The following is a 15,045-nucleotide window of genomic DNA, read 5'->3' on the forward strand; positions in this document are numbered from 1 at the left end:
CGTACCGCGAAAAGAAAACGAATGATCATTCTTGACGAGTGAATCGAACCGCTTCACAATGAAGAACGAACATTCTTTTTTTATAGTGCTGGAGAGGACAGCCCATGTCGACAACAACTGAGCTCACAGAGCCGAGGCGTCAGTCACCATCTGTGGCGAGTCCACATACCCCCTGGCCGCAAGCGCTGCGCACCGCTCTGCTCGCCGCCGTCGCCGTTTGTGCCGTATTGCTGGCGTTCGCTTGGCCGAGCGTCACCGCAAAGGTCCAGAACCTCCCCATTGCCGCCGTGGGCAACTCAGACCAGGTCTCCCAAATCGCTGCCAAGGCCCCTGCCGGTAGCCTGGACATACGCACTGCGTCCAGCCGCGATGAAGCCGTAGAGCTCATCAAGCAGCGTCAGGTCTATGGGGCGATCGTCCTGGGGACGTCCCCGGAGATTCTCGTCGCCAGCGCCGGCAGCCCGGTCGCCTCGCAGGCACTCACCCAAATGGGCGCCCAAATGCAGTCCCAAATACAGGCGCAAGTGATCGGCAGACTCCAAAGTGCTCTCGGCCAGGCAGCGCAGGCAGCCGTCAGCGGCCAGGCCCCCGGGCACGGCCAAGCGGGTCAGGCGCCGCAGGGCGCGGAGGGGGCCGCGGTTCCCCAAGTGACCATCACCGACGTCGTACCGCTTTCGTCCGATGACGCACGCGGCACCGGACTGGCAGTTGCTGGTCTCCCACTCGCGATGGGAGGCATGATCGGCGGCGTACTGATCTCGCTGTTCGTCTCCGGAACGTGGCGCCGGCTCGGGGCCATTTTGGCTTATGGAGCGGTGGCGGGCCTGGGGCTCACCGGCATCCTGCAAGGCTGGTTCCACACACTCCAAGGGAGTTATTGGGCAAACGCCGGCGCCATCGGCTTGGGAGTCGTCGCGACAGCCGCGATCATCGTGGGCTTCAACGCGCTCATCGGACGCGCCGGCATCGCCCTTGGCGCGATCATCACCCTTTTCATCGGCAACCCACTCTCGTCATTGGCCCAGCCAAAGGAGTTCCTTCCCGCACCATGGGGCGACGTGGGTCAGTGGTTGGTGCCCGGCGCCTCAGGAACACTGCTGCGCGACCTCTCCTATTTCCCGGATGCCCCGTCCGCATTTCCCTGGCTGGTTCTTGGCATGTGGACGTTGGCCGGAGCGGCGCTCATCGCCCTCGGCCATTTCCGAAACGCCCCGGCATTGGCTGTTGCATAGCGGCACACCCACCTGGACGGCTGTTTTGTGACAAGGACCTGTAGTGCTCATCTGACAGGATGGCTGGATGAGAACAGGCGAGTTACCCAGGGATTCGATGCTCTCCCGCAAGGGCCTTCCCGTCCCCGGACCGGGGCTGGACATCGCTGTTCCCGTACCCTCGGAGCGGCTGCAGAACCTGGTGGAGTTGGCCCGGACGGTGTGCGGACAACCGGTGACGGCCATCAACATCATCACGGAGGATCTGCAGTACCAAGTGGCCACGGCCGGCCTGGAGCCGTATCTGTGCAGCCGCGAGGATTCGATGTGTGCCGTCGGTTTCCAAAGCGGGGCCTCAACGGTGGTGGAAGATGCATCGCTTGATGCGCGGTACAGGGACAACCCGTTTGTGGACGGCCGCCGCGGCGCGATCAGGTTCTACGCTTCCGTGCCGCTGGTCAGCGACGACGGTTTTGTTCTGGGCACGCTCTGCGCCGGCGCACGGGAAACCGGCCGGCTCAGCGACCGGCAACGCCAGGGCCTCGAGATCCTGGCAGCGGAAGTCGTCGAAGCCCTCGCCCTTGAACACCGCGCACGGGAACTGGCCGAGGCGCTGGCCGAGGCGCAGCGCAGCAACGCCCTGCTCGCCGAATTCGCCGGCCGCATCAGCCACGACCTGCGCAATCCACTCACTTCCATCCTCGGCTTCGTCGAACTCAGCCAAATGGAGGCCCAGGACGCCCCCGATGCGACCATTGCCCAGTACCTGGACGTCGTGGCCAATTCCGGGCAAAGGATGCTGAGCATGGTGGAAGACGTCCTTGCCTACGCCACTATCGGCGGAGATGTGCGGCCTGCCCAGATCTCGCTCAAGGCCCTGGTGGAAGACGTGGTCCAGGACTTGGCTGCGAGCCTTGAAGTGAACGGGGCTTCGGTGGACTGCGATGATCTTGTGTTCAGTGCCGATCCCGGCCAGATGAGGGTCTTGCTTCAGAACCTGATCCACAACTCGGTCACCTACACCAGACCCGGAGTTCCGCCGGCCATCCACGTCACGGGCGAACGGACGGACGAGGGCGCAACCTTCCGGGTGATCGACAACGGCAAGGGAATCAGCGAACCCGACCGTGACCGGGTGCTGGACCCCTTGGTCCGTCTGCACAGGGAAGACGACCCTCCCGGAACAGGCCTTGGCCTGGCAACCTGTGCACGCATCGTGGCCGCAGCCGGTGGACAACTTGAGATCGGTTCCGCACCGGGCGGCGGCACCGCGGTATCCATCCACCTGGGCAGTGGGAGCTGACCGTAACTTAACGACGACGGCGGGTCCCCTCAGGTTCCGTATGGAACCGAGGGGACCCGCCGCCGTCGTAAATCAGCTGGTGGTCAGTCGTTGACCAAGTCGTGGACCACGATGGTCTGGTCGCGGTCCGGGCCGACGCCGATGGCCGAGAAGCGCGTGCCGGAGAGCTTCTCGAGGGCCAGCACGTAGTTGCGGGCATTCTCGGGGAGGTCTTCCAGGGTGCGGGCACCGGTGATGTCCTCGGTCCAGCCGTCGAAGTACTCGAAGATCGGCACGGCGTGGTGGAACTCGGTCTGCGTCATGGGCATTTCATCATGGCGGACACCGTCGACGTCATAGGCAACGCAGACGGGGATCTGCTCGATGCCCGTCAGGACGTCCAGTTTGGTGACGAAGTAGTCCGTGAAACCGTTGACGCGGGAAGCGTGGCGGGCCAGGACGGCGTCGTACCAACCGCAACGGCGGGGACGGCCTGTGTTGACACCGAACTCGCCGCCGGTCTTCTGCAGGTAGACGCCCATCTCATCGAACAGTTCCGTGGGGAACGGGCCGGCGCCAACGCGGGTGGTGTAGGCCTTGATGATGCCGATGGAGCGGGAGATGCGGGTGGGGCCAATGCCCGAGCCAACGGATGCGCCGCCTGCCGTGGGGTTGGAGGAAGTGACGAATGGGTACGTGCCGTGGTCCACGTCCAGGAACGTTGCCTGTCCGCCTTCCATGAGCACAACCTTGCCCTCATCCAGGGCGTTGTTCAGCTCCAGGGTGCTGTCGATAACCAACGGGCGGAGCCGCTCGGCGAAGGACAGGAAGTAGTCCACGATCTCATCCACCACGATGTCGCGGCGGTTGTAGACCTTGACCAGCAGTTCGTTCTTCTGGCGCAGCGAACCTTCCACCTTCTGGCGAAGGATGGACTCGTCGAAGACATCCTGGACGCGGATGCCCAGGCGGGCCACCTTGTCCATGTAAGCCGGACCGATGCCACGGCCCGTGGTGCCGATGGCGCGGCTGCCAAGGAAGCGCTCGGTGACCTTGTCCAGCACCTGGTGGTACGGCGCAACAAGGTGGGCATTGGCTGAAACGCGCAGGCGCGAGGTGTCAGCGCCGCGGGCTTCAAGGCCGTCGATTTCCTGGAAGAGAGCCTCCAGGTTCACCACGCAGCCGTTGCCAATAATGGGAATTGCGTTGGGGCTCAGGATGCCCGCGGGAAGGAGCTTCAGCTCATACTTCTCACCGCCAACAACCACGGTGTGCCCGGCGTTGTTACCGCCGTTGGGCTTGACCACGTAGTCAACGCGGCCACCGAGCAGATCGGTTGCTTTGCCTTTGCCTTCGTCGCCCCACTGGGCTCCGACGATCACGATAGCGGGCATGGGATCCTCCCCCATTCTTTCGGGCTGACCCCAGAAGGATGACTGGGGCTTGGCGCCGTACATGAGAATGCCCCGACGTTACCGGTGCAGCCTGCCACGCGGGCTGGCATACGCAAGAGTTCGGGGCTCTTACCAGCCAAGTTTAGCCGATGGCAACGGTTTCTCTGGTGTTGGCCCAACGTTGGCCTGCAGTTGTGGACAAAGTCACGGGACAACCAGGGCGGCAGGACCAGCCGACGAACTCCCCAGCGACAGGCTCAGCAGGCCGGCACTGTCCACCAGCCCCACGCGAATGGCCGAGACCTTGTATTCTCCCGCCGCAGCAGTGACATCCGCCGGTTTGGTGCCGGGCCAGCTCTGATCGGGCTGGACGTTGACATTGATGGCCACCAGCGTCCGGACAGCTGTCAGGACCGGCCCAACGGCGTTGATCACCGGTGTGATCAACGCCTGCAGGCTTGTACCCAGGTTGGCGACCAGGCCGGTGTTGAAGATTGTGGCGTTGAGGACGGTCTTCACCACGTTGTTGGTTCCGGTGAGGAGGGCCGAGGTAATGGGTCCCAGCAAAGCAGCCACCACACCTCCCAAATCCAGGCCAATGACGTTGGCGGTTACTTGGGGTGCCGTGGCGGTGCCATCCAGGAAGTCGCCCAGAGATATACCTGTGCTGGCGCCGGTGGCCGCGCCTATCTTGACGCCGATGGTCGCTGCGTTGAGCCCGGCCAGTTTCAGGGTGATGTTGGTGGTGGCGTTCAAGGTAATGGCGCGCAGCGCGGTAGTCAGCGCAGCCAGCACCCGGTTCTTCCACGAATCCAGCAAGGCAGTAACCCTGGAGGTCACCGCCGTCGTCGTGGCCGCATCCAGAACGACAGCGTGATTGGGTTCCATGCCGTTCAAGCCAGTCACCGAGCTGCCGGTCAGGGCCGCGATGTTGACCTTGACCGTCCCGGTTCCCAGGTTGACGGTGACAATCCCATCAGTCATGGACTCGGTCATCATGGCGGTGACCCCGGTCAGATCCGGAGCAGAGAGCGTCGCAGTGGTGCTGATGGACCCGAGCGACAATGTCCCCAGCAAGGGGTTGATCAGTGCCGAGACTCCGTCGGAGATCCCGGTAGTCAACCCACCCGTCCCCAGCAACGCATTCAGTTGCGCAGGAACCGTCCCCACCAGTGAAGCCCCGCTGGTGGACAACGTCCCGACGGCGGGAATCGCCGCCGTCAGGTCCAGCCCGGCAATCCCGTACTGGCGCTGGACGGTAGGTGTGGTGTCCAGCATCGGCCACCCGTTGGTCATGACACAGCTGTCCACCTTGGAGGACGATGCAATCGCCCCAACATCAAGGGTCACCCCGGACAATGAGGCAGGAACGATGTTGCCCAGCGAAATACTGGCCGCTTTCGGGGCACTGCCTGCTCCCTGCGCTGTCCCTGCGACATCCACAGCACCCGTCTGGTCCGACACCAGCCCCGAAGCGCCCTGGGCCTGCCCGCTTTTCTGCGAGCGCGCCCACTGCGTATACGTTCCCAGGCCACCTACGGGAACACCCAATCCCAGCCCCACCGAGACCGGGCTGCTGCCCAAGGCCGTCACCGGAATTTTGGTGACATAAGCGTCAGTAGTGCCGGGTACCAGCACCGCAGAGACCGGGGTGGGCGAAGCGGTGGTGCCGTTGTTCAGCACAGTCAGCCCTTGGACCCCTGCCACGGTGTCCAGATTGGTGTTGAGCACTGTGCCGTGCAGTTCCCTCGCCCAGGCCTGGTTGGTGAACATGGAGTTTGTGCTGCAGTCTCCGGGCGAACTTACGCCGACGGCGCTTTTCACCCATTCGCTGTCCGTCCACGCAGCTGTGGTGATGCTTGTGGTGGCGGCCAGGCTGATGGCGGCTACTGCTGCCACGAGAATCGAGCGGCGTGGACGGTTGAGGAATGCCCGGCGCAGGGGTTCGCTCAGCGGGCGTCGGAGCGTCATGCGCCTTGTTCCTTGGCTTCACTCGGCCGTTTCAGCATCGCCAGGACGGCGGTTCCCAGGAGGAGCAGCGCGCCCCCGGCGAACAGCGCGGGGAGGGACGAGGCACCCGTGCTTCCAAGGGGTTCTTTGCTTCCGCCGTCGGCGGCCGGTGGCAGCGAAGGCGCGCTGCCGCCGTCGTCGTCTCCCATGGCGGTGACCCCGATCCCCAAGGTGAGCGCCGCGTCTTGAGGCGGGGCGCTGGCGGGTCCTGCCAGGGTGAAACGGAGGTACGGTGCGGTCCCGGCCCGGAGGTTGCTGATCGGGACACGGAGGCCTTGGTCCCAATCGTTGAGGCGGGTGGGCTGGATCCTGGGCGTTGAGCCTTCGGGACAGCTCAGTTCCTTGTTCAGCCCGCTGTCGCCCTGCCACGGGGACGGGCATTCATCGATGGCGATGCCGTATCCGTCAGCGGCGGCCAGGCCGCCTGTGGCAACGAGCTGCAAGGAGGAGGTGGCTTGGGGCTTTTCCAGCGACAACCCGATCTGCCACACGAACGAATCGCCTGGCGCCAGTTGCGGGAACTCCAACGGGTACACGGAAGAGGAAAGCCAAAGGACGCCCGGGGTTCCGTTCTCGGGTACCGGGATGAGCTGGTCGGCGGCTTGGGCGGGGACGGCACAGAACAGCACCCCGACGACGGCGGCACACGCTGCCGCTGCGGGCCTCACCACCCGGTTCCACTGCTTCACAGCTCTTTCACCTCCCTGTTGACACCACACCTTTGTGACGGGGTACCCGCTTGGGCCAGTACGCCCACACCACAAGCGCGGCGACCGCCATGGTTGCGGCGCCGATGAAACCAGGCCCCCGCATGGCCATCACCCAGGAACCCACTGCGGGTACCGTTGCCAGTACCTTCCGGGCGGTGTCCACCTGGTACGGCAGCGGATCTTCGGAGCTGTTCGCGTCGCCCTTGAGCCGTAAGGAAGCACCAGAGCCGTCAGGCTCCACCGACACCACGCGGTGGGTGACCAGGACGCCGGATTCCGAGCGTTTCACGGATACGACATCACCCGGGACCAGCTCCGCGGCGGGGACCTGCACGGTAAGGGACAGCGCCCCGACCGGGTAGATGGGCTCCATGGATCCGGTCCGGAAGACCACGAACGACGCCTTGTAGACGAAACCCAGGACCAGCGCCAGAATGCACACCAGGCCGAGCAAGGCCAACAGAGTCAAGGCAATTTCACGGGAGACCTTGAGGATGCGGGACAAGACGGCCCAGAAGCCCGCCCCGCCTAGGGCAGGGGCCGAAGGGGGCAATGGGGACGAGCTTCTGGTCCGGGTCAAGGGCTCTGTCACAGAGCTGCGTTACGAGCTGACGATGCTGGTGAACCTCCACAGCGGAACCGTCTGCTTTCCCTGCAGGGTCACGTCCGTCACGGCGGACGGGAGAGTGATGGCGAAGCAAATGTTCACCGCGGAGCCGGCCGTTGCTGCGTCGGCGCCCTTCGGCAGTGTGATGGGGGTTGCGGAAACTGTCGTCAGCGGGACGCCGGCAGCTGCCGAACCTACGATGTCGGTGCCGCCGGTCAGCGTACCTGCAGCGCAGTTGGCCGGTGTGACGCCCTGGACCGCACGGTAGGTCAGGGCGTTGTAGAGGGCCAGGGAATTGGTGGTGGTGTCGGCTGCCGGCGCGGTTCCGCCGAGCTTGACTGCCTCCGCCAAAGTGGCCGTCAGGGCTTCGGAACCTGCCGCGGCCCGGAGCTGCATGGGCGCGTAAGCAGTATCACCGGGCTTGAGGGCGGCCGAGATGGCGCCGAACGTCAGTGCCCCGTCAGTTGCCGAGCTCGGCACGGTGGGGATGTTCGGCTTGTCGCTCCACGCATCGGCGCCCGTACCGTTGGTGTTGCTGAAAGTGTTTTGCTCCATGTGGTAGGTCAGCGTGCCCGGTCCGTTGTCCCCACCGGAATTGCCGAAGACCCACTCGTTGTCTGTCCATGCAGCCAAGGTGAACGCAGCTCCCACGCCCAGGACAAGCCCGCCGGCGAGGAGCGCCCGAACTTTCGTTGCCTTGTTGGATGACGTCTTAGCGACCATTGTTTAACCCCCACAGTTGATGATGCTGAGCTGGCGGGGAGGCCGAACGGTTCCCCCGGAACCAGTAGTTTCAAACGTCATTATCTGGGGAAGGAAAAGCCCCACCCGGCCGAGGTGCACTTTAGGGTTAATGCCGGCGTTCGACGCTGACAGGGAGCGCCGCACCGGCGTCGAACCTTGTGCCGCAGTTGCGGGCGGGCCGAGATGCCTGACACGTTTCCCGGGCAACACGCCGCGTCGCATTAAGTGGCGCGCCGGGACGGCCCCCATTGGGGCAGTAAGTCCGGTAAGGTTAGTTAGCCCCCAACAGCACCCTTTGAGGTTCGGCTGCGGCATGCCCGCGGCCCCTTGGAACGGTGCGCTGTAACACCTAGGAGACCTAACCCCTGATGCAAGAACTGGCGACTGAATCACCCGAAGAAATCCTCTGGAACCGCCGCTACGAACCGCACATCGCTGAGGTCAACGAGCTGTGCGACTCCATCAAGGAGCAGAAGCCAGGCAGCGAGGTCCTCTACATCGACCCCGCCCACAGCATGGATGACTGCCGCATCGTCAGCCTTTTCTCCAATCAGCGCACCACCACCGGTGAGGGCTTCATCACCCCCGGCGACGAGGAAGCAGCCACACGCATGCTCGGCATGCAGTGGCAGCTGGGCCTCCGCCCCGAGCTCATGATGCCGTGGAACGCCTACCCGTGGATCGAGCCCAACGAGGAGCCGGGCAAGCTCACCCCCGCCAACATCACCGAGGGCCTCAAGCCACTGCTTCGCCTCCTGCAGCTCCTGCCGCGCACCTCTGCCCTGGTGGCACACGGAAACGAAGCCCACCGCCTGGCAGACCAGCTCATGAAGGCTGCACCAGCCAGCATCGCGCGCCGCGGTTTCAAGACGTTCAAAGTCCGCTCGCTCGGTGGCCGCTCCTTCGCGGGCACGCCGGCACGCCAGCAGGAATACCTGGACGCCATCCACGGTGCCTACGCCGAGGCCATGGCCCGCACGGGCATTCCCCGCAAGGCCTAGTCACACCTTCGTTGTGGGGCCCGCTTTGCGCCCCAATCCCCCGGAATAGCCCGCAGACCAGGCCCCACAACACACACGACGACGGCGGCCCTCACCTTTTTGGTGAGGGCCGCCGTCGTCGTTGGGGTTCTTGTGGTGGGGCCGGGTCAGCCGACCAGCATGCTGCGGAGGTCCTTCAGGATCAGCTGGGCGCCTGTGGGGCCGAGGCCGAGGAACCAGACGTCGTCATTGACCGCTTTCGCGTGGCCGGCTTTGACTGCGCCGAGCTTGGGCCAGACAGCGCCTTCAACTACAGAGGTTTCCCCGGTGGCTGAGGGGTCGCCGTAGCTGCTGTAGAAGATCCAGTCGGCGTCGCCTTGCTCGATGTTCTCGGCCGAGATTTCAGCCGCGAGCTCATCAATGTTCTGGTTCTCCGGGCGCGCCAAGCCTGCGTCCTTCAGGATGACGCCGATGAGGGACTTGTTGGCATACAGGCGGATCTTGCCCGGCAGGAAGCGGACCAGCGAGATCTTCGGGTCGCCCTTGACGTCTGCCTTCAGCGCGTCAGCTTCGCCCTGGTAGTCGTTGAGGGCTTTGGTGGCCTTGTCTTCCTCGCCCAGTGACTTGCCGACCAGGAGGAAGTTTTCCTTCCACGGGAAGCCTGGCCGGATGCTGAACACGGTGGGGGCAATGGATGACAACTGTTTGTAGAGTTTGTCGGCCCGGAGCTTGCTGCCGAGGATGAGGTCCGGCTTGAGCGCTGCGATGGCTTCAAGGTTGAGGTCCTGGATGGTGCCCACGGAGGGGACATCCTTGACCTTGTCAGCCAGGTAGGTGGGAACAGGGTTGGCGCCTTCGGTGGTGGCCATACCCACCGGCGTGACGCCAAGGGTGACGACGTCGTCGAGTTCGCCGGTGTCGAGTACCACCACGCGGGTGGGCTTCTTTTCCAAGGTTGTTTCACCGTTTGCGTGCGTCAGGGTGCGCGGGAAAACGCCGGGCGCGGCGTCCGTGCCGAGCTTCGCCGTTTCCTGGTCAGCGGTGGTGAACTTCGATCCTCCCGTGGCAACATCGGCGTTGCCCGCGCTGGAACCCGAGGTACCACTGGCGCCGCAGCCCGCGACGAGGCCCATAAGCAAGGTGGCACCGACCGCCTTCATTACGAGCTTTCGCGCACGGGAGCCCTTGGGCGGCTGAACTTCAAAATCGTCATTTTTCACTGGGTAAGGCTAACCTAATTAGGGCACACTTCTGTGACGTTGTGACGACAGTCACGGATAGCCCTTCCTTTATTGCCCCTCTCTGAAATGGTCCCTGTCGTGTCCCAACTGATGGCTCCCGCTCCCAAGCCGCACGCCGGCGAGCCAGCAACCGCGGCCCAGTCAGGTGACAACGCGGCACCACGCGGCGGCGTCGTCAAGAGATCCGGCTGGCGCGTCACCTTTTTGTTCGCGGCGGCCGCAATCCTTCTCGGTGCCGTGGTGCTAAGCCTGGGTGTCGGTGCGAAGCTCATCCCGGCGTCCACCATTCTCCAGGCCTTCACCAACCCGCAGGACACCGCCGATCACGCGATCATCCTTGAAAGCCGGTTGCCGCGCACTTTGATGGGGATCGCTGTGGGAGTCGCCTTGGGCATGGCTGGCGCGCTGATCCAGGCCATTACCCGGAATCCACTGGCCGATCCCGGCATCCTCGGGGTCAACGCGGGTGCCTCGTTTGCGATCGTGGTGGCAATTGGTGTCTTCGGGGTAGCTACCCTGAGCGGCTACATCTGGTTCGCGTTTGGCGGGGCCATCCTCACCACCGCCGCGGTCTACCTGATCGGAACCTCAGGACGGAACGTGGTGAATCCCATCCGGCTGACACTGGCCGGTGTTGCCCTGGGCGCGGTCCTCACCGGCATTGGCTCCGGACTCACGCTCCTGAACCCCAAGGCCTTTGACCACCTGCGCTCGTGGAGCATCGGCTCACTGGACACCCGCAGCATGGAGTCCGTTGCCACGGTGGCACCGTTCATGGGCGTGGGATTGCTCGTGGCGTTGTTCTGCGTCCGTGGCCTCAACGCCCTGGCACTGGGTGACGACCTCGCCACTTCCCTTGGCGCCAACGTCAACCGCACCCGCATCCTGGGCGTCGTGGCCATCACCCTCCTCAGCGGCGCAGCCACAGCAGGAGCTGGCGCCATCGGCTTTGTGGGACTCATGGTTCCCCATGTGGCCCGGTGGATCGTGGGCCCGGACCAGCGGTGGATCATGGCCACGACAGTCCTGCTCTCCCCCATCCTGCTGCTGGTATCGGACGTTGTTGGCAGGGTTGCCGCACCCGGTGAGCTGCAGGTAGGTGTGGTGACAGCGTTCATCGGCGCGCCTGTACTCATCGCCTTGGCACGGCGCCGGAAAGTGAGCGGGCTATGAGCCGCCTGGACCCAGGGAAGAGGGTCGATTTCGGCCGGCCTGTTGCTGTGGTCCGCAACCGTTCGCTGAGCCTCCGGCTGGATATCCGCAGCATGCTCGTCTGCATTCCGCTGCTTCTGGCCGCGCTTGCCGTAGCCGTGGTTTCGCTGGCGACGGGTGACTACGAGGTCTCCGTACAACAAGTACTGCAAGCCTACACCGGCGATGCCCCGGGGCTCGCCCAAACAATCGTCATGGAATGGCGCCTTCCCCGGGTCCTGGCGGCGCTGGTGTTCGGTGCGGCGCTTGGCATGAGCGGCGGCATCTTCCAGTCCATGACGCGCAACCCGCTGGGCAGCCCTGACATCATCGGCTTCAATACGGGTGCCTACACCGGGGCGCTCATTGTGATGCTCACGGTGGGTGGCAGTTATGCGGGAGTTGCGGCCGGCGCCTTGGTGGGCGGAGTCCTCACAGCCCTGGCCGTCTATTTGCTGGCCTACCGCCGTGGTTCCCAGGGCTTCCGGCTCATCATCGTGGGTATCGGCATCAGCGCCATGCTTGCTGCGCTGAACCACTGGCTCATCCTGCAAGCCGAACTCGAGGCCGCCCTGGCGGCCGCCGTCTGGGGAGCCGGGTCCCTCAACGGCATCACGTGGGAGCAAGCGGCGCCGGCCGCCGTCGTGGTTGTTGTGGTTGGTTTGGCCACGCTGGCCGTGGCGCGTCGCATGCAGCTCCTGGAAATGGGCGACGACGCCGCCCGCGCCTTGGGCGTCCGGGCCGAACCCACCCGTTTGCTGCTGCTCATCCTGGGCGTTGCGCTGACGGCTGCCGTCACTGCAGTGGCCGGTCCCATCGCGTTCGTGGCCCTCGCCGCTCCCCAGCTTGCCCGGCGGCTCACCCGGAGTGCCGGCATCACATTGCTGCCTTCCGCGGTGATGGGTGCCTTCCTGCTGGTGTCCAGCGACCTCGCGGCGCAACGTCTCTTCGCTCCGATCCAACTGCCAGTTGGGGTTGTGACGGTGTGCATCGGCGGTATCTACCTCGTTTGGCTGCTGGCCAGGGAAGCAAGGAAATCATGAGCCTCACCACTGCTGCACCGCAGCTCCACGCAGAAGCCCTGACCATTGGCTATGAGCAGCGCGTCATCTCCGAGAACCTCAATGTGCGCATCCCCGAGGGGAAGTTCACGGTGATCGTCGGGCCCAACGCCTGCGGCAAGTCCACGCTGCTGCGGGCGCTCGCCCGGCTCATCAAGCCCCGCAGCGGACAGGTGCTGTTGGACGGAAAATCCGTGACGTCGCTGCCCGCAAAGGAACTGGCGCGCCGGCTCGGGTTGCTCCCCCAGTCCTCCATCGCCCCCGACGGCATCACGGTCGCTGATCTCGTGGCCCGCGGCCGGTACCCGCACCAGAAACTCCTGCGGCAGTGGAGTGTGGAGGACGAGTCCGCGGTAGCGGAGGCCATGGAAGCCACTGGAGTCTCGGCCCTGTCCGGGCGGCTGGTGGACGAGCTCTCCGGCGGTCAGCGGCAGCGCGTGTGGGTGGCCATGGTGCTCGCCCAGCAGACGCCGCTGATGCTCCTGGACGAACCCACCACCTTCCTCGATATCGCTCACCAGATCGAGCTGCTGGAACTCTTCCGCGAGCTCAACCTGGACAAGGGCCACACACTGGTTGCCGTGCTCCACGACCTCAACCACGCCAGCCGCTACGCGGACCACATCATCGCCATGAAGGACGGCGTGGTGGTGGCCGAAGGCGCCCCCGCCGACGTCATCACCGGGTCCTTGGTGGAGGAAGTGTTCGGGATGGCCTGCAAAATCATCGAGGACCCCGTGACGCACACGCCGCTGGTGGTCCCGCTGGGACGCCCGCGGCACTCAGCCGTCACGGACTGAGGCCCTTAACGACGACGGCGACCCTCGCCTTTTGGTGAGGGTCGCCGTCGTCGTTTGCTTGGCTTTAGCGGGCTTCGAGCGCTGCCTTGGCCTTCGGGTCCGAGTCGTTCAGGAACTTCTCGATCCGCTCAGGTTCTTCAGCTTCACCGATCGCCGAAGCGGCCCGGCCCAGTGCGTAAAGCGCGCGCAGGAAGCCCTGGTTGGGCTCGTGCTCCCACGGGATGGGTCCGACGCCGCGCCAACCGTTGCGGCGCAGCGAATCGAGGCCGCGGTGGTAACCGACGCGGGCGTAGGCGTAGGACTCGATGGTCCGGCCCTCCGCCCAGGCTTCCTCGGCGAGGATGGCCCACAGCAGTGACGATGTGGGGTTCTGCGCCACGAGGTCCAGTGCTTCCTTGCCGAGGGCCAGGTGCTGGTAGATCTCGTTCTCGGCGGGCAGGAGCGTGGGCTCCGGCCCCATCAGGTTCTTCCGGAATTCGTCGGACATCAGAAGGTCTTGCCCACCGATCCGAGCTGCTGGGCGGCTTCGACGATGCGCGCGGCCATGCCGGCTTCAGCGGAAGCGCCCCAGACGCGGGGGTCGTAGGTCTTCTTGTTGCCCATTTCGCCGTCGACCTTCAGGACGCCGTCGTAGTTGGAGAACATGTGGCCGGCAACCGGGCGGGTGAACGCGTACTGGGTGTCGGTGTCGATGTTCATCTTGATGACACCGTAGGAAACGGCGTCAGCGATTTCCTGTTCCGTGGAGCCGGAGCCGCCGTGGAACACGAGGTCGAACGGGTTTTCCTTGCCGATCTTGGCGCCAACCTCAGCCTGGATCTGCTTGAGCAGTTCGGGGCGGAGCTTCACGTTGCCCGGCTTGTACACACCGTGCACGTTGCCGAAGGTCAGTGCGGTCAGGTAGCGGCCGTTTTCGCCGGCACCCAGGGCCTCGATGGTTGCGAGGGCATCCTCGGTGGTGGTGTAGAGCTTCTCGTTGATCTCGTTCTCAACGCCGTCTTCTTCGCCACCAACGGTGCCGATTTCAACCTCGAGGATGATCTTGGCAGCAGCGGCGCGCTCCAGCAGTTCACGGCCGATGCGCAGGTTCTCGGAGAGGGTCTCGTGCGAGCCGTCCCACATGTGCGAGTTGAAGATCGGGTCCTTGCCGGCCTTGACGGCTTCCTCGGAAGCGGCCAGCAGCGGCAGAACGAAGTCCGCCAGCTTGTCCTGCGGGCAGTGGTCCGTGTGCAGGGCGATGTTGACGTTGTAGTTCTTGGCAACTTCGCGGGCGAACGCGGCGAAGCCGAGGGAACCGGCAACCATGTCCTTGACCGAAGCGCCGGACCAGTAGGCTGCGCCACCGGTGGAAACCTGGATGATGCCGTCGGATTCGGCCTCGGCGAAACCGCGGATCGCAGCGTTCAGAGTCTGCGACGACGTCACGTTGACCGCAGGGAAAGCGAATCCGCCAGCCTTTGCGCGGTCGATCATCTCGGAGTAAATCTCTGGGGTTGCAATGGGCATGGTGACTCCTATGCTGAATTCGTCTGTGGGTTGGTAACCCTGGAGTAGACCGCTTACGGCTAGCACCCATCCTAGCGATATCCGCGGGGGCGCCGTGTTTCGGGTCACTGAGGCTCTTAACACTTCCGCCGAGTTGGCATTTAATGACAATCCCGCGCGGGCAAAGTCATAGGGTCGTTGCAACGCTCTGATTGATGGAGCGTTTTATGGTCAAGTTGTTCCCCAAGGCTGCGCGTACTGAGTTTCTTGATTTGGTGTGTGCGGGGATGCCTGTTCGTACTGCTGCCCGGCGTGTCGGGGCGGTGCAC

The 15,045-nt window shown here is 64.5% G+C and carries 14 protein-coding genes; 6 read left to right on the forward strand and 8 right to left on the reverse strand.

All coding sequences use genetic code 11. The features are described from left to right. The first annotated feature begins 104 nt into the window (after window positions 1-104). Both AB4Y81_RS20125 and AB4Y81_RS20130 read left to right on the forward strand, forming a co-directional pair. Window positions 105-1,232: an ABC transporter permease gene (locus tag AB4Y81_RS20125; RefSeq protein ID WP_275777725.1), complete on the forward strand. Its 1,128-nt coding sequence runs from the start codon at window positions 105-107 to the stop codon at window positions 1,230-1,232. Between the two features lie 67 nt (window positions 1,233-1,299). Then, window positions 1,300-2,514: a sensor histidine kinase gene (locus AB4Y81_RS20130; RefSeq protein ID WP_413307257.1), complete on the forward strand. Its 1,215-nt coding sequence runs from the start codon at window positions 1,300-1,302 to the stop codon at window positions 2,512-2,514. Window positions 2,515-2,597: 83 nt separating this feature from the next. On the opposite strand, the gene AB4Y81_RS20135 is transcribed toward AB4Y81_RS20130, so the two are convergent. The 5 genes from AB4Y81_RS20135 to AB4Y81_RS20155 form a co-directional block, all read right to left on the reverse strand. Next, a complete protein-coding gene (locus AB4Y81_RS20135) occupies window positions 2,598-3,887 on the reverse strand; it encodes an adenylosuccinate synthase (RefSeq protein ID WP_413307260.1) in 1,290 nt (429 codons plus the stop codon). 204 nt (window positions 3,888-4,091) lie between these two features. After that, complete coding sequence (locus tag AB4Y81_RS20140; RefSeq protein WP_055974333.1) at window positions 4,092-5,858, reverse strand: choice-of-anchor G family protein; 1,767 nt, start codon at window positions 5,856-5,858, stop codon at window positions 4,092-4,094. Continuing rightward, entirely contained in the window at window positions 5,855-6,586 is a 732-nt protein-coding gene (locus AB4Y81_RS20145; protein ID WP_441996711.1) for a hypothetical protein, read from the reverse strand. Before AB4Y81_RS20145 ends, AB4Y81_RS20140 begins: the two co-directional genes overlap by 4 nt. Window positions 6,587-6,593: 7 nt before the next feature. Beyond that, window positions 6,594-7,112 carry a signal peptidase I gene (locus AB4Y81_RS20150; RefSeq protein WP_018780069.1) on the reverse strand — a complete coding sequence of 173 codons (519 nt, stop codon included), beginning with the start codon at window positions 7,110-7,112 and terminating at the stop codon, window positions 6,594-6,596. Window positions 7,113-7,208: 96 nt separating this feature from the next. After that, window positions 7,209-7,937, reverse strand: coding sequence for a SipW-dependent-type signal peptide-containing protein (locus AB4Y81_RS20155; protein ID WP_018780068.1), 729 nt, complete (start codon window positions 7,935-7,937; stop codon window positions 7,209-7,211). A gap of 389 nt (window positions 7,938-8,326) precedes the next feature. Between AB4Y81_RS20155 and AB4Y81_RS20160 the strand changes: the two genes are divergently transcribed. Further along, the gene (locus AB4Y81_RS20160) at window positions 8,327-8,959 is read left to right on the forward strand and encodes a hypothetical protein (RefSeq protein WP_018780067.1); all 633 of its coding nucleotides are present in this window, start codon (window positions 8,327-8,329) and stop codon (window positions 8,957-8,959) included. Window positions 8,960-9,105: 146 nt separating this feature from the next. Here the strand turns inward: AB4Y81_RS20160 and AB4Y81_RS20165 are convergent, their stop codons facing one another. Beyond that, entirely contained in the window at window positions 9,106-10,158 is a 1,053-nt protein-coding gene (locus tag AB4Y81_RS20165; protein WP_441996713.1) for an ABC transporter substrate-binding protein, read from the reverse strand. 87 nt (window positions 10,159-10,245) lie between these two features. On the opposite strand from AB4Y81_RS20165, the gene AB4Y81_RS20170 reads away from it, so the two are divergent. Genes AB4Y81_RS20170 through AB4Y81_RS20180 form a run of 3 tightly spaced genes read left to right on the forward strand, consistent with a single transcriptional unit; the run spans window position 10,246 to window position 13,231 of the window. Then, the gene (locus AB4Y81_RS20170; RefSeq protein ID WP_018780065.1) at window positions 10,246-11,352 is read left to right on the forward strand and encodes an iron chelate uptake ABC transporter family permease subunit; all 1,107 of its coding nucleotides are present in this window, start codon (window positions 10,246-10,248) and stop codon (window positions 11,350-11,352) included. Continuing rightward, the gene (gene fepG, locus AB4Y81_RS20175; protein WP_441996715.1) at window positions 11,349-12,413 is read left to right on the forward strand and encodes an iron-enterobactin ABC transporter permease; all 1,065 of its coding nucleotides are present in this window, start codon (window positions 11,349-11,351) and stop codon (window positions 12,411-12,413) included. Before AB4Y81_RS20170 ends, fepG begins: the two co-directional genes overlap by 4 nt. Continuing rightward, window positions 12,410-13,231 (forward strand): ABC transporter ATP-binding protein, encoded by an 822-nt coding sequence (locus AB4Y81_RS20180; RefSeq protein WP_441996716.1) that lies wholly within the window; start codon window positions 12,410-12,412, stop codon window positions 13,229-13,231. The genes fepG and AB4Y81_RS20180 overlap by 4 nt, the downstream gene beginning before the upstream one ends. Before the next feature lie 64 nt (window positions 13,232-13,295). Here the strand turns inward: AB4Y81_RS20180 and AB4Y81_RS20185 are convergent, their stop codons facing one another. Both AB4Y81_RS20185 and fbaA read right to left on the reverse strand, forming a co-directional pair. Then, window positions 13,296-13,718: a DUF3151 domain-containing protein gene (locus tag AB4Y81_RS20185; protein WP_039239501.1), complete on the reverse strand. Its 423-nt coding sequence runs from the start codon at window positions 13,716-13,718 to the stop codon at window positions 13,296-13,298. Next, complete coding sequence (fbaA, locus tag AB4Y81_RS20190) at window positions 13,718-14,737, reverse strand: class II fructose-bisphosphate aldolase (RefSeq protein ID WP_018780061.1); 1,020 nt, start codon at window positions 14,735-14,737, stop codon at window positions 13,718-13,720. The genes AB4Y81_RS20185 and fbaA overlap by 1 nt, the downstream gene beginning before the upstream one ends. Window positions 14,738-15,045 lie beyond the last annotated feature (308 nt).

It is taken from the genome of Paenarthrobacter sp. TAF1 (assembly GCF_052113825.1).
Classification (GTDB): Bacteria; Actinomycetota; Actinomycetes; order Actinomycetales; family Micrococcaceae; genus Arthrobacter; species Arthrobacter nicotinovorans.